General features: G+C 70.0%; 10 protein-coding genes. 6 read left to right on the top strand and 4 right to left on the bottom strand.

The window, feature by feature from the left end; genetic code table 11:
- Positions 1-19: 19 nt before the first annotated feature.
- Genes ABIA36_RS02190 through ABIA36_RS02175 form a run of 4 tightly spaced genes read left to right on the top strand, consistent with a single transcriptional unit; the run spans position 20 to position 4012 of the window.
- On the top strand, positions 20-1156 hold the full coding sequence (locus ABIA36_RS02190; RefSeq protein WP_369960639.1) for a PotD/PotF family extracellular solute-binding protein: 1137 nt from the start codon (positions 20-22) through the stop codon (positions 1154-1156).
- A complete protein-coding gene (locus ABIA36_RS02185) occupies positions 1156-2130 on the top strand; it encodes an ABC transporter permease (protein ID WP_369960638.1) in 975 nt (324 codons plus the stop codon). The genes ABIA36_RS02190 and ABIA36_RS02185 overlap by 1 nt, the downstream gene beginning before the upstream one ends.
- Positions 2127-2939: an ABC transporter permease gene (locus ABIA36_RS02180; RefSeq protein ID WP_369960637.1), complete on the top strand. Its 813-nt coding sequence runs from the start codon at positions 2127-2129 to the stop codon at positions 2937-2939. The genes ABIA36_RS02185 and ABIA36_RS02180 overlap by 4 nt, the downstream gene beginning before the upstream one ends.
- Positions 2939-4012, top strand: a complete 1074-nt coding sequence (locus ABIA36_RS02175) for an ABC transporter ATP-binding protein (protein WP_369960636.1) — start codon at positions 2939-2941, stop codon at positions 4010-4012. Before ABIA36_RS02180 ends, ABIA36_RS02175 begins: the two co-directional genes overlap by 1 nt.
- A 72-nt stretch (positions 4013-4084) precedes the next feature.
- On the opposite strand, the gene ABIA36_RS02170 is transcribed toward ABIA36_RS02175, so the two are convergent.
- On the bottom strand, positions 4085-5722 hold the full coding sequence (locus tag ABIA36_RS02170) for an amidohydrolase (protein WP_369960635.1): 1638 nt from the start codon (positions 5720-5722) through the stop codon (positions 4085-4087).
- A gap of 121 nt (positions 5723-5843) precedes the next feature.
- Positions 5844-6779 (bottom strand): LysR family transcriptional regulator, encoded by a 936-nt coding sequence (locus tag ABIA36_RS02165; RefSeq protein ID WP_185278129.1) that lies wholly within the window; start codon positions 6777-6779, stop codon positions 5844-5846.
- 179 nt (positions 6780-6958) lie between these two features.
- Here ABIA36_RS02165 and ABIA36_RS02160 point away from each other — a divergent pair, with 179 nt between their 5' ends.
- Together ABIA36_RS02160 and ABIA36_RS02155 are read left to right on the top strand one after the other, a co-directional pair.
- Positions 6959-8389, top strand: a complete 1431-nt coding sequence (locus tag ABIA36_RS02160; protein ID WP_369960634.1) for a cytosine permease — start codon at positions 6959-6961, stop codon at positions 8387-8389.
- Positions 8386-9951, top strand: a complete 1566-nt coding sequence (locus ABIA36_RS02155) for a GMC family oxidoreductase (RefSeq protein ID WP_369960633.1) — start codon at positions 8386-8388, stop codon at positions 9949-9951. The genes ABIA36_RS02160 and ABIA36_RS02155 overlap by 4 nt, the downstream gene beginning before the upstream one ends.
- Before the next feature lie 117 nt (positions 9952-10068).
- On the opposite strand, the gene ABIA36_RS02150 is transcribed toward ABIA36_RS02155, so the two are convergent.
- Together ABIA36_RS02150 and ABIA36_RS02145 are read right to left on the bottom strand one after the other, a co-directional pair.
- Positions 10069-11577, bottom strand: coding sequence for an APC family permease (locus ABIA36_RS02150; protein WP_369960632.1), 1509 nt, complete (start codon positions 11575-11577; stop codon positions 10069-10071).
- Positions 11578-11687: 110 nt separating this feature from the next.
- Positions 11688-13163: an aldehyde dehydrogenase family protein gene (locus ABIA36_RS02145; RefSeq protein ID WP_369960631.1), complete on the bottom strand. Its 1476-nt coding sequence runs from the start codon at positions 13161-13163 to the stop codon at positions 11688-11690.
- Positions 13164-13188: the final 25 nt, after the last annotated feature.

The following is a 13188-nucleotide window of genomic DNA, read 5'->3' as shown; positions in this document are numbered from 1 at the left end:
ACAACAAGGAGAGAATGACGTGAACAACTCACGCAGCACCAAAGGGCAACGGCGCCGCTCCATCGCGCGACGTGCCACCATCGCCGTCGGAGCGGCCGTCGCCGCGGCCGTCGCGCTGACCTCGTGCTCGCTGTCGCCGAGCGCAGCGGGCAGCGGCAGCGGCAGCAACACCCTCACCGTCGCCATCTGGAAGGGCTACGGCGCCGACCTGCCCTGGGTCGCCACCGACTTCAAGAAGCAGACCGGGGCCACCCTCAAGTTCCAGTACATCGACTCCGAGTCGAACGAGTTGCAGCTGGTGAACAAGGCCAACGGCGGCATCGACGTCGCGCTGCCGAACATCCAGTACATCGGCCAGGGCATCGACCAGGGCATCTTCCACGAGCTGGACACCTCCAAGCTGACGAACTACACCGACTTCTACCCGGAGTTCTCCGGCCGCAAGGAGATCCGCAAGGACGGCAAGCTCTACGGCGTCCCGTGGACCTGGGGGAGCACCGGCCTCTTCTTCGACGGCAGCAAGGTGGCGCCGACCCCCGACTCGCTCAGCGTGCTGTGGGACCCGAAGTACAAGGGCCAGATCGCCCTCATCGACGACGCGACCGTGCTCGTCCCGATCACCGCCCTCTACCTCGGTGAGGACCCGCAGAACCCGGACATGGCCAAGGTCACGCCGGCGCTGCAGAAGCTGAAGGACAACGCCAAGCTGCTTTACTCGTCCACCGACGACCTCGCCAAAGGCATCGCGAGCGGTGCCATCGTCGCGGGCATCGCGAACTCCGACGGCATCGGCGGACTGGTCGCCGGCAACGCGCCGGGCACGTCGAACTTCCGGTACGAGGTCACCAAGGAGGGCGCGGTCGGCTGGATCGACAACTGGGCGATCGCGGCCAAGACGCAGCACCTCGACCTCGCCTACAAGTGGCTGAACTACATGACAGGCAAGGACTTCCTGACCAAGTGGGCGAACACCCCCGCCGACTCCTCGCCCGCCCCGGCGAACAAGTCGGTCGTCGCGTCGCTCGAACCGGCCACGCTGGACCGCCTCCAGGCCAACCCCGACAAGATCTCGAGCCTCGCGCTGCAGCTCCCGCAGCCCGCGGACCGGCTCCAGTCGTGGGTCGACGCCTGGACGCAGGTGAAAGCCGGCTCCTGATGACCACCGCCCCGCTGTCCCTGGCCCGCCGTCCCCGGCGGCGGGCCAGGGGGGCCCTGGGCACGGGCTTCCTGCTCACGCCCGGCGGCCTCCTGCTCGTCCTGTTCGCGCTGCTGCCGCTGGTCGCGTTGCTGATCATCGGCTTCACGAACGGCTCGGGCGGCGTCACCGTCGAGAACTTCACGGAGATGTTCTCGAGCGCGGTGTACATGTCGTTGCTGGGCCGGACGCTGCTGATCGCGTTCTGCGTGACGGTGGTCAGCATCGCGCTGGCCTGGCCGGCGGCGTGGGCGCTGGCCCGCTACACGAGCCCGAAGGCGAAGCCGCTGATCCTCGGGTTCGTCATCATCCCGTACATCACGTCGCAGCTTCTGCTGATCTACGGGTTCGTCAGCCTGATCCAGGCCGGCGGCCCGGTGATGTCGCTCCTGTCCTCGATCGGGCTGGCCGACCCGCAGGCGTCGATCATGTACACCCCCGCGGCGAACATCCTGATGCTGGTCCAGGAGTCCATCCCCACCGCCATCCTGGTGATGTACTCGGCGTCCGAGCAGATCAGCGGTTCGGTGCTGGAGGCCTCCCGCACCCTGGGCGCGTCGGAGGGGTTCGTGTTCACCCGCGTGATCTGGCCCTTATCGACCGCGATGATCGGCGTGAACTTCGCGCTCACCTTCGTCCAGACCGTCGGCGCGTTCGCCGAGCCCGCCATCCTCGGCGGACCGAACGGGCAGATGCTCGGCAACACCATCTCGGCGCAGCTCTCGGCGGGAGTCCACCAGCAGTTCGCCGTTGCGATGTCGCTGGTGCTGCTCGTGACGTCGCTGGCGATCGTCGGCGGGGTGACCGGGCTGCTGTCGTGGTCGCGCTCCGCGCTGTCGGGCGTGTCCAAGGCGAGGCGGCCCCAGGCCGAGCGGGTGACCGCGCAGGCGCGGCTGGCGGAGGATGCGCTGACAACCGAAGGAGTGCTCCGATGAAGACCGCCGTCCTGCCCCGGCTGATGAAGATCTGGCTGTACGTGGTGCTCGTCGTCCTGGCGCTGCCGCTGCTGGCCATGACCGCGCTCAGCCTCAACCAGTCCCGGTACGGCACCTTCCCGTTCCACTTCACCTTCGACTGGTACGCGAACCTCGCCAACAACCAGGCCCTCGTCGACGCGCTGCTCACCAGCCTCAACCTGGCCATGCAGGCGACCATCTTCGCCGTGATCGTCGGCACCCTCCTCTCGCTCGGGATGGCGCGCAGCCGCATCTACATCACCGCGCCGATCAACAGCCTCCTGCTCGCCCTGCTCACGGTCCCGGCGCTGATCCTGGCCGCCGGGTTCGTCGTGGTGTTCGGCTGGCTGGGCCTCGGGTCGAGCACGCTCGGGCTGATCCTCGCGTCGATCGTGACCTCGCTGCCGTTCGTCGTGCTGATCGTCTCCGGCCGCCTGCGCGACCTGAACCCGCACTACGCGGAGGCCGCGCACTCTCTCGGCGCGGGCCCGCTGCGGACGTTCCTCACCATCACCATCCCGCTGATCGGACCGTCCATCATCGCGGGCGGCCTGCTGGCGTTCGTGATCACGTTCAACAACTTCGCGATCCAGCTGTTCTTGGCTCCGATCGGGGTCTCGACCCTGCCGGTGCAGATCTACTCGATGGTGCGCCTGGGTGTGACGCCGGATGTGGATGCGCTGGCGACGATCATCATCCTCTCCACGGTGCTGCTGGTGGTCATCCTGAACTGGCTGTCCGGCAACGCCGCCAAGCTCTTCACGACTTCTACGAACAAAGGAAACTGATGGCCGAGCTCACTGTGACCGGTGTGTCCAAGACGTTCAACGGCACCCGCGTCCTCGAACCGCTGGACCTGACCGTCGGCGACGGCCGGTTCTCCTGCATGCTGGGCTCCTCCGGGTCCGGCAAGTCCACCCTGCTGCGCATCGTCGCCGGACTGGAGGACCCCGATGGCGGGGCGATCCGGGTCGGGAACCGGGATGTGACCCGGCTGTCGGTGGAGAAGCGCAACATCGGGTTCGTCTTCCAGAACTACGCGCTCTTCCCGCACCTGAGCGTGCTGGCGAACGTGATGTACGGGCTGCGCGCCCGCCGCACCCCGCGGTCGGCGGCGAAGAAGAAGGCGGAGGAGATGCTCGGCCTGGTCGGCCTGGGCGACTTCGGCGGCCGTTCCCCGGCCCAGCTCTCCGGAGGCCAGCAGCAGCGTGTCGCGCTGGCGCGGGCGCTGGTGACCTCCCCGGACCTGCTGCTGCTGGACGAGCCGCTCTCCGCGCTGGACAAGAAGATCCGCGGGGAGATGCAGCGCGAGCTCAAGCGCATCCACCGGGAAACGGGCTTGACCACGATCATGGTCACCCACGACCAGGAGGAGGCGATGGACCTCGGCGACCAGGTGATGATGCTCGACCACGGTGTCGTCCAGCAGAACGACACCCCCGAGTCCCTGTACCGCGCGCCGGGCAACCGGTTCGTCGCCCAGTTCCTCGGCGGCCAGTCCCTCGGCACCGGCGTCGTCCACGGCTTCGGGGCGGCCGCCACGGTGGAGATCGGCGGCCTGTCGCTGACCACCTCGCAGGACGACCTCCGCGAGGGCGACCGCGTCGACGTGCTCGTCATGGCCGAGCGGGTGCGCATCCTGGCGGACGACGCGGCGACCACCGCCGGATCCGCGTCCGGCGTGCTGCGCGCGCTCGACTTCTTCGGGCCGTTCGCGCGGGCCGAGATCGTCGCCGGCGACCTCCGCATCCCGGTCACGATGCTCTCGCAGGCGGCCGACGCACTCACCCCCGGCCAACAGGTCCGCTTTACCATCGCACCCGAGGGCCTGCACGCCTTCCCCGAAGAGCGCGCCGCCTGACCATCGGTTCCGGAGTTGTGCACGCGACACGCCGTCGGAAGGCGTGCACAACTCCGGAATGGATAGCGGCGGCTACGTGGGGCAGACCGTGATGCCGGCGAGGAGGGTCTCGACCACGCGGGCGGTGTCGAGGCCGCGGCCGTCGGAGATGTCGCGGTCGAGGAGGACGAGGTCGGCGGCGAAGCCGGCGGCGAGTCTTCCGGTCACGTCCTCCATCCGCCCGACCCACGCCGCCGTGCCCGTGTACGCGTCCAGCACGGTCGCGAGCGGCAGCGCCTCCGCGGCGAGCAGCGGCTCCGTCAGCGCTTGCCCTGTCGCGTGCGGGTCGGTGGAGGGCGCCAGCCGCGTCGTGCCGGTGTGCATCGCCCACAGCGGGTTCGGGTCGGAGACCGGCCAGTCGCTGCCGCCGACGATGCGCGCGCCGTGCCGGCGGAGCGACTCGAACGGGAAGTGCCGCGTGGCGCGGTCGTGGCCCATCATCGGCAGCTTGCGCTCGACGATCTCGGTGTCCGTGCGCGCCCAGAGCAGCTGCGCGTTGGCGGTGACGTCCAGCGCCGCGAAGCGGTCGAAGTCGGCCGGGTCGACCACGTCGAGGTGGGCGAGCTGGTGGCGGCCGCCGTCCGGGCCGTTGGCGGTGCGCGCGTGCTCCACCGCGTCCAGGCACTCGCGGACGGCGCGGTCGCCGACGGCGTGCAGGTGCACGTCGAAGCCGTGCGCGTCCAGTTCGGCGACGATCGTCTTCAGCAGGTCGGGCGGGATGAAGGAGTCGCCGTTCCCACCAGAGCCGTCGGCATAGTCCTCCAGGAGGGCGCCGGTGTGGTTCTCGATCACGCCGTCCTGCATGATCTTGACGACGCCGGCCGTCACGCCGGGGACGTCAGCGGCCCGCTCGCGCCGCTCGATGAGCTCGTCCACCTGCTCGAGACCGCGGTCGCGGTCCCACCACTGGCAGAGCACGACCCGCGCGGTGAGTGCGCCGCGGGAGGCGAGGGCCAGATAGCTGTCGAAGGAGTCCGGCCCCAGCTCACTCTTGCCGACGGCCGCGTCGTGCCAGGTCGTGATGCCGACCGAGTGGAGGCGCTGCTGCGCGGCGAGGATCGCCTCCTCCAGAAACCCGGGCGCAGGCGGCGGCGTGATGGCCTCCAGTGCCTGCACCGCGGTGTCGAGCAGCACGCCGGTGAGGCGTCCGGCGCCGTCGCGCACGAACCGGCCGCCGAGCGGGTCGGTCACGTCGTCGCGCACGCCCGCGGCCTCCAGTGCCCGCGAATTCACCCAGACACCGTGCCCATCGTGGCTGGTGAGGATGACCGGGCGCCCCGGGACCACGGCGTCGAGCAGTTCCCGCGTGGGGAGGCCGCCGGGGAAGACGTCGCCGTACCAGCCGACGCCGACGATGGTGTCGAGCTCGGGATGCGCTGCCGCGTACGCCGCGATCACCCGGCGGTACTCGCCGGCGTCGTGCACCGGCATCAGGTCGATGCCGAGCAGCGAGCTGCCCGCCATCGGCGGGTGCACGTGCGTGTCGTGGAAGCCGGGGAGGAGGGAGCCGCCGGCCGCGTCGCGGACGACCGTGCCGGCGTCCCGCAGCGCTGCGAGCTCGTCGTCCGCTCCGACCGCCGCGATGCGGCCGTCGCGCACGAGCACTCCGCCGTCCCGCCAGACGCCGTCGCCCAGGTACAGGCGTGCGTTCGTGAAGTGCAGACTCGTCATCGGCGTCCCTTTCGCGTATCCGACCAGTCTCGGCGGGCGCGATAGATCATGCAAATAGTTTCGGTTGGATCAGTTCATCATCCACGCAGATGTGTGATCTGCCCGAAACGTCGTCGTCATCTCAGGCGCGCAGCGGGTCGGGGTTCAGCGCCTCCGCGACCACCTGGGCGGCGATGTCGCTCACCGCGCGCGCCCGGGCCGTCGCCCGCACCGAGCGCATCGCCGCGAGCACCACCGGGAGGGCGGGGACGCTGTCCGCGATGGGGAGCGCCGCCACCCGCTCGCCGTCGTAGCTGAAGTCGTGCCGCGGCCGCTGGTTGAGGATCGAGAAGCCGTGCCCGTGCGCGACGAACGCGCGCACGGTCTCGTAGTTGAGCGACCGGTGCCGGATCTCGGGCTGGAGGCCGGCGCCGGCGAGGATCCCGAGGAAGTACTCGCGGCTGTGCGGCAGGTCGAGCAGGATCATCGGCTCACGCGACAGCTCGCGCAGGAACACCTGCGGCGACGCGGCCAGCGGGTGGTCGGCGGGCAGGATCACGTGCGGGGGAGCATCCGACAGCACGGCGGTGCGGATGTCGTTGCCGAAGCCGAAGTCGTAGCCGATCAGCAGCTCCACCCGGCCGCTGCGCAGCGCCGCCCGCGCACCGTCGGTATCCAGCTCGTCCACCTCGATGTCGAGATAGGGATGCTCGGACCGCACCCGGCTGACGATCGCCGGGAGGATGAACGGCGCGAGCGTGACGAAGCAGCCGATCCGGATGGTGCCGCGGACCTGGTTGTCGATGCCGCGCGCGGTGTCGAGCGCCTCCTCCAGATTGAGCAGGAGCGCCCTGGCGTCGCCGAGGAACTGCTGCCCGGCGGGCGTGAGCGTCAGCCCGCGCGAGCGCTGGCGGATGAAGAGCTGCGCGCCGACCTGCTGCTCGAGCTGCGCGATGGCGGACGAGACGGCCGACTGCGCGACGAACAGCTCCTCGGCCGCGCGGGTCATCGAGAGGTGCGTCGCGGCCTCGATGAAGTAGCGGAGCTGCGCGAGCGTGACATCCGGCTTCTTGCTCATGCGAGGCCTCCCGTCGGTCGGGCCGATTACGGCGATGTTTCGGTTCGGTTTCCCGCGGCGCGGTATCTAACGAAGTGATGCAGTGCTTCAGGCAACCTTACTTGATAGATGCGGCGCAACAGCAGAGGCTTCTATGCCAAGCGACGAACAACCCGAAGCACCAGGGCGAGGAGCACACCATGACCACAGAGGTCCGCAGCGACGCCCTCGGCGTCGAGACCCGCACCATCGACTACATCCCCGAGGATGAGCGACACGGCAAGGCCCGTAACCTGTTCACGATCTGGTTCGGCGGCAACATCATGATGCTGTCGATCGCGACGGGCCTCCTCGCGACGGCGGTGTACGGCCTCCCGATCTGGGCGGCGATCGTCGCGCTCGTCGTCGGCAACCTGGTCGGCGGCGTCGTCATGGCGCTGCACGCCGCGCAGGGCCCGCAGATGGGCGTGCCGCAGATGCTGCAGACCCGGGCGCAGTTCGGGTCGTACGGCAGCCTCCTGGTCGTGGTGATCGTGGTCGGGATGTACGTGGCCTTCTTCGCCTCGAACGTGATCCTGGGAGGCCAGGCGCTCGACTCGCTCACCCACCTCGGCGCGTTCTGGTCGACCGTGATCGTCGGCCTCATCAGCGTCTTCGGAGCCGTGTTCGGCTACCGGCTGCTGCACGTCTTCGGCACCGTGATGAGCATCGTCGCCGGCCTGACGATCGCGATCGTCTTCGTCTACATCTTCGCCGCGGGTACCCTCCCCGCCAGCGCCATCAACTACGGCTCGGTCACCGCCACCGGCATCATGGGCACCGTCTCCGTCGCGGCGCTCTGGCAGATCGCCTACGCGCCATACGTGTCCGACTACACCCGCTACATGCCGAAGGACACCGGCGTGCGCGCCGCGTTCTGGGCGACGTTCGCCGGCTGCGTCGCCGGGTCGGTCATCCCGATGGTGCTCGGCTCCATCGTCGGCGCCGCGTTCCCGAAGGACGACGTCGCGACCGGCCTCAGCGCGCTCGTCCCCGGGATCGCCGGGCTTGCGATGCTTGTGTTCGGCGTCGGCATCAGCGTCAGCAACGGGATGAACCTCTACTGCGGCAGCCTCGCCATCATCACCATCGGGCAGACGCTGTTCCCGAAGTGGATCCCGCGGGCCGTCACCCGCGGCGCCATCGCGGTCATCCTCTTCCTCGTCGCGCTCGTGCTCGGCTTCGCCTTCTCGGCCAACTTCCTGGTCAACCTGTCGAACCTGATGATCCTGCTGCTCTGCGTGCTCATCCCGTGGACGGCCGTCAACCTCGTCGACTACTACGCGGTCAAGCACGGCAAGTACGACATCGCGTCGCTGTTCCGCCAGGACGGCGGAATCTACGGCCGGATCAGCCGCAACGCCGTGATCTGCTACGTGCTCGGCGTCCTCATCCAGCTGCCGTTCATCAACACCGCCTTCTACACCGGCCCGATCGCGACCGCGCTCGGCGGCGTCGACATCTCGTGGATCGTCGGCCTGGCCGTGATCTGCCCGCTCTACTACGCGCTCATGAAGTGGGCGCCGTCGAAGACGCCGGTGCTCGCCGTGGCCTCCACCTCCCTCCCCACCACCGTCGCAGGAGCAGAATGACCCTCGATCCAGCAGCACAGCCCGCCGCCGCCGAGTACGACCACGTCGTGGTCGGCGGCGGCACTGCGGGCGCCATCGTCGCCGCGCGCCTCTCCGAGAAGCCGGACGTGACGGTCGCCCTCCTGGAGTGGGGCCCGAGCGACCGCGACGAGGGTCGCGCCCGCGAGCTCCGGCGCTGGGAGGAGATGATCGAGAGCGAGTACGACCTCGACTACCGCAGCGTGCCGCAGGAGCGCGGCAACTCGGGCATCCGCCAGTCGCGGATGCGGATCCTCGGCGGCTGCTCGACCGCGAACACCATGATCGCCTGGCGTCCGCTCGCCTCCGACCTCGCCGAATGGGTGGAGGCCGGGGCCGCCGGGTGGGACGCGGAGAGCTTCCAGCCCTACTTCGACCGACTCGCCATCCCGGTGCACCCGGTCGGGGCGGCGGACCGGAATCCGTTCGTCGCGGATGTGGTCACCTCCGCCGTCACGGCCCTCGGCCTCCCGTTGCAGGAGCGCTGGAACGACGGCCGCACTGACTCTTTGGCGCGCGGCGCGGGCTTCTTCGAGGTCGGCTACGATCCGGCGACGAACGTGCGCGGGTCGAGTTCCATCCACTACCTGCACGACGTGATGGACACGCGCGCAACGCTGGACGTCATCACCGGAGCGCGGGCCTCGCGGATCGTGGTGGACGACGGCCGTGCCGGCGCCGTGCACTACCGCGACGCCACCGGCGCGCTGCACGAGGTTCGCGCACGGCGGGAGATCGTCCTCGCCTGCGGCGCCATCGACACCCCGCGGCTGCTCCTGCTCTCCGGGATCGGGCCGTCGACGGTGCTGTCGGCCGCGGGCGTCGACACCGTGCTCGACCTCCCCGGTGTCGGCGAGAACCTGCAGGACCACGCCGAGGGCCTGGTCGTCTGGGAGGCCGTGTCGCCTCCGCCTGCGGTCTCCGCCTCCGGCTGGGACGCCGGCGCGATGGTCGGCGTGGACGGCGACCCGACCAAGCCGGACGTGCTCATGCACTTCCCGGTCGAGCCGGTCGTCGACCATCCGCGCGCCCGCGGTGTGCGGTTCCCGTCCTCGATCGTCGCCATCGCACCGAACGTCGCCAAGCCGCACAGCCGCGGCCGTGTCACCATCGCCTCCGCCGACCCCGACGAGCCGCCGGTGATCGACTACCGCTACTTCACGGACGCGGCCGGGCACGACGAGCGGATGCTGGTCGCCGGGGTGCGGCTCGCGCGCGAGATCGCCGAGGCAGAGCCGATGCGCAGCCACCTGGTGCGGGAGGTCTTCCCCGGCCCCGACGTCCAGACGGACGAGGAGCTGTCGGCCGTGCAGCGCGCCATCCACCAGACCGTGTACCACGTGAGCGGAACGTGCCGGATGGGCGCGGCCGACGACGAACTCGCGGTCGTGGACCCGGAGCTGCGCGTGCGCGGGATCGCCGGCCTACGGATCGCGGACGCGTCGGTGTTCCCGACGCTCACGTCGGTGAACCCGGTCATCACGGTGATGATGGTGGCCGAGCGCGCGGCGGAGCTTGTCTCGGCCGCGGCCGTCCCGGCCTGAACCGCTGTCGGCAACGGAGGACATCCGCCACCCGCGGGCCTCGAAACGCAGTGAACGGAGGAGACCCCGGCCGCCTGGGCCGGGGTCTCCTCCGTTGTCCGCGGGTGCGGTGGCCGCTCAGTCGCGCACCGGCTCCAGCAGCACCTCGGGCCCCGCGTCGACGCGCCGGTCCCGCGCCCGCTGCCAGAAGTATCCGGCCAGCGCCAGCACCGTGATGACGATCAGTGTGCCGACCGTGAAGCCTTCGAAGGTCGGCCGGTCGACGCCCCAAGTGTCGACGAAGTCGTACTTGACGCCGAGGACCGACTCGAGCGTTCCCGGGAAGACCGCGACCCACGACCCGAGCAGCACCCACGCGTAGATGACCACCACCGCGGTCCACAGCCCGGCGCGGCCTCCCGGCACGCGGAACGGCCGCTCCACGTCCGGGTACTTCTTCCGCAGCCGGATGATCGACGGGAAGATCACCAGGTACGACAGCAGCAGCGTCGAGATGGCGACGGTCAGCACCACCGTGAACACGGCCGCCGTGCTGCCCTTCAACAGCAGCGTCGCCGCGACGCAGAACACCGTCGCCACGATCCCGGACAGCAGGTTCATCCGCACCGGGGTGCCGAACCGCTTGGAGAAGACACCGAAGTAGCGGAAGAACGCGCCGTCCGCGCCCGCGGCGGCCTGCACGCGGTCGGAGGCGATCATCCACGCGCTCGCCTGGGTCAGCACCACGAACACGAACAGCAGCGCCGCGACGACCATCACGGGTCCCGTCGCGATGCCGTAGACGGAGAAGACCTCCTTGAACGCGTCCAGGAGGCCGCTGGCGCCCTGCACCTTGTTCGCCGGCAGCACGGCCAGGATGGCGAAGATCGGCACGAGGTAGCAGAGGATCGAGATGATGCCGGAGGACGTGATCGCCCGCGGCACGTCCCGCTGCGGGTTCCGCATCTCCTCGGCCGCCCCGTTCGGCGCCTCGAAGCCGACGACCGCGAACAGGATGACCGGCGTCACCGCGAGGAACCCGCCGAGCGTCGGCGAGAACGCGCCGGCCGCATAGCCGTGCACGCCGTTCTTGACCGCGTACACGGCGACGGTGACGACGAAGACCACGAGCAGCAGGATCTTCACGATCGCGCCGGCGGCGACGATGTGCTTGCCGTACTGGAGGCCGATGATCGCCGTGCCGATGGCCAGCCAGATGAAGACCAGCTTGAACGCGATGTCGCCGACGCTGCCCTCCGGGAGCGGGGCGATGTACGCGCCCCAGGTCGCGGCGGAGATGAACACCAGCGAGCCGCCCATCCAGAGCGGGTTGGTGATCCAGTAGAACAGGGTCGCGATCGCCGCCGTCAGCTTGCCGAACGCGAGCCGCACCCAGACGAAGGGGCCGCCCTCGTCGTGGAAGGTGCTGCCGAGCTCGGAGATGACGAGCGCGTACGGGAACAGGAACGTGAGGCCGATCACCGCGGTCCAGGTGAATGCCTCTGCGCCGCCTCCCGCCGCGATCTGGGCGACGGTGTCGATGGAGATGACCGCGCTGATCGACAGGAACACGATGTCGAGCCGGCCGAGGGTCTTCCGGAAGTGCTGGGTGCGGATGTTCGAGGTCTGGAGCTTCGTGTCGGTCATCGGGGACTCCTTCGTCCTTGCATTCTCTTCGGGTGGGGACTGGTGGGGAAAATCCGGCGGAGGGCGGGGACTGCGCCGGTCAGGGATCAGCCGTTGGGCGCGCGGTCCTCCTACGCGTGCTGGAACCACGTGGTCTTCAGGCCCACGTAGTTGTCGATGGCGTGCCGGGAGAGGTCGCGGCCGAAACCGGACTGCTTGAACCCGCCGAACGGTGTCGTGGCGCCGAGCGCGTCGACGGTGTTCACCGAGACGGTGCCGGCGACCAGGCGCTCGGACACCCGGTGGGCGCGGGAGAGGCTGGAGGTCCAGAGCGACGCGGCGAGGCCGTAGTCGGTCGCGTTGGCGGCCCGCACGGCGTCGTCCTCGTGGTCGAAGGCCTGGACGACGACCAGCGGGCCGAAGACCTCCTCGCGGTGCAGGGCGTGCGACAGCGGGAGGCCGGCGACGATCGCCGGGTCGATGAACGCGCGCGAGCCCTGCCGCTCGATGCGCTCGCCGCCGATCAGGTCGCCGTCGCGGGCTGCGGCCTCGATGGCTGCGGCGACGCCGTCGGCATGCGACTCGGAGACGAGCGCGCCGTTGCCGCTGGCCGGGTCGAGCGGGTCGCCCGAGCGGTAGGCCTCGGCGGCGGTGGTCAGCAGCGCCACGAACTCGTTGTAGACCGTGCGCTCGACGAAGATGCGCGAGTTGGCCGAGCAGACCTCGCCCTGGTTGTAGAACGCCCCGAACGCGGCCTTCTCGGCGGCCAGCGCCAGGTCCTCCACGTCGGCGAAGATCAGGTTGGAGCTCTTGCCGCCCGCCTCCAGGCTCAGCCGCTTCATGTTCGACTCGCCCGCGTAGGTCAGCAGCTTCTTGGCAACCGCCGTCGAGCCGGTGAAGGTGAGCGCGTCGACGTCCATGTGGAGGCCGAGCGCCCGGCCGATCACCGAGCCGGGACCGGGGACGACGTTGAGCACACCAGCGGGGATACCGGCCTCCAGCGCCAGCTCGCCGAGGCGGAGGGCGGTGAGGCTGGTGGTCTCCGCGGGCTTCAGGACGACGCTGTTGCCGGCGACCAGTGCAGGCGCGAGCTTCCAGGCGGCGATGTCGAGCGGGTAGTTCCACGGGACGATCGCGGCGACGACGCCCAGGGCCACCCGGCTGACGATCGCGGTCGAGCCCGGGGGAGTGGAGGGCACCTCGTCGGTGAGCTTGTCGGCGAGCTCGCCGTACCAGCGGAAGGTCGTCGCGGTGCCGGGCACGTCGACGGTGCTGGTCTGCGCGAGTGGCTTGCCCATGTCGAGGGATTCGAGGAGGGCGAGCTCGTCGGCGTTCCGCTCGATGAGGGCGGCGAGGCGGCGGAGGACGGCGCCGCGGTCGGCGGCGTCGCGGCGGCTCCACGCGCCGGACTCGAAGGCGGCGCGGGCCGCGGCCACGGCGCGGTCGACGTCGGCGGCGCCGCCCTTGGCGACCTCCGCGAGCGCCTCGCCGGTGGCCGGGTTGATCGTGACGAACGTCTCGCCCGACGCGGAGGGGACGCGGTCGCCGCCGATGACGGCGCGGCCGTCGATGCGGGTCGCGAGGCGGATCGTGGTCTCGAGCGTCATACGGGGCTCTCCTCCGTTCGCCACG

Source organism: Leifsonia sp. EB34 (assembly GCF_041260585.1).
Taxonomy (GTDB): domain Bacteria; phylum Actinomycetota; class Actinomycetes; order Actinomycetales; family Microbacteriaceae; genus Leifsonia.
Note: the sequence above shows the minus strand (reverse complement) of the source record. Positions and strands in the feature narration are given on the sequence as shown.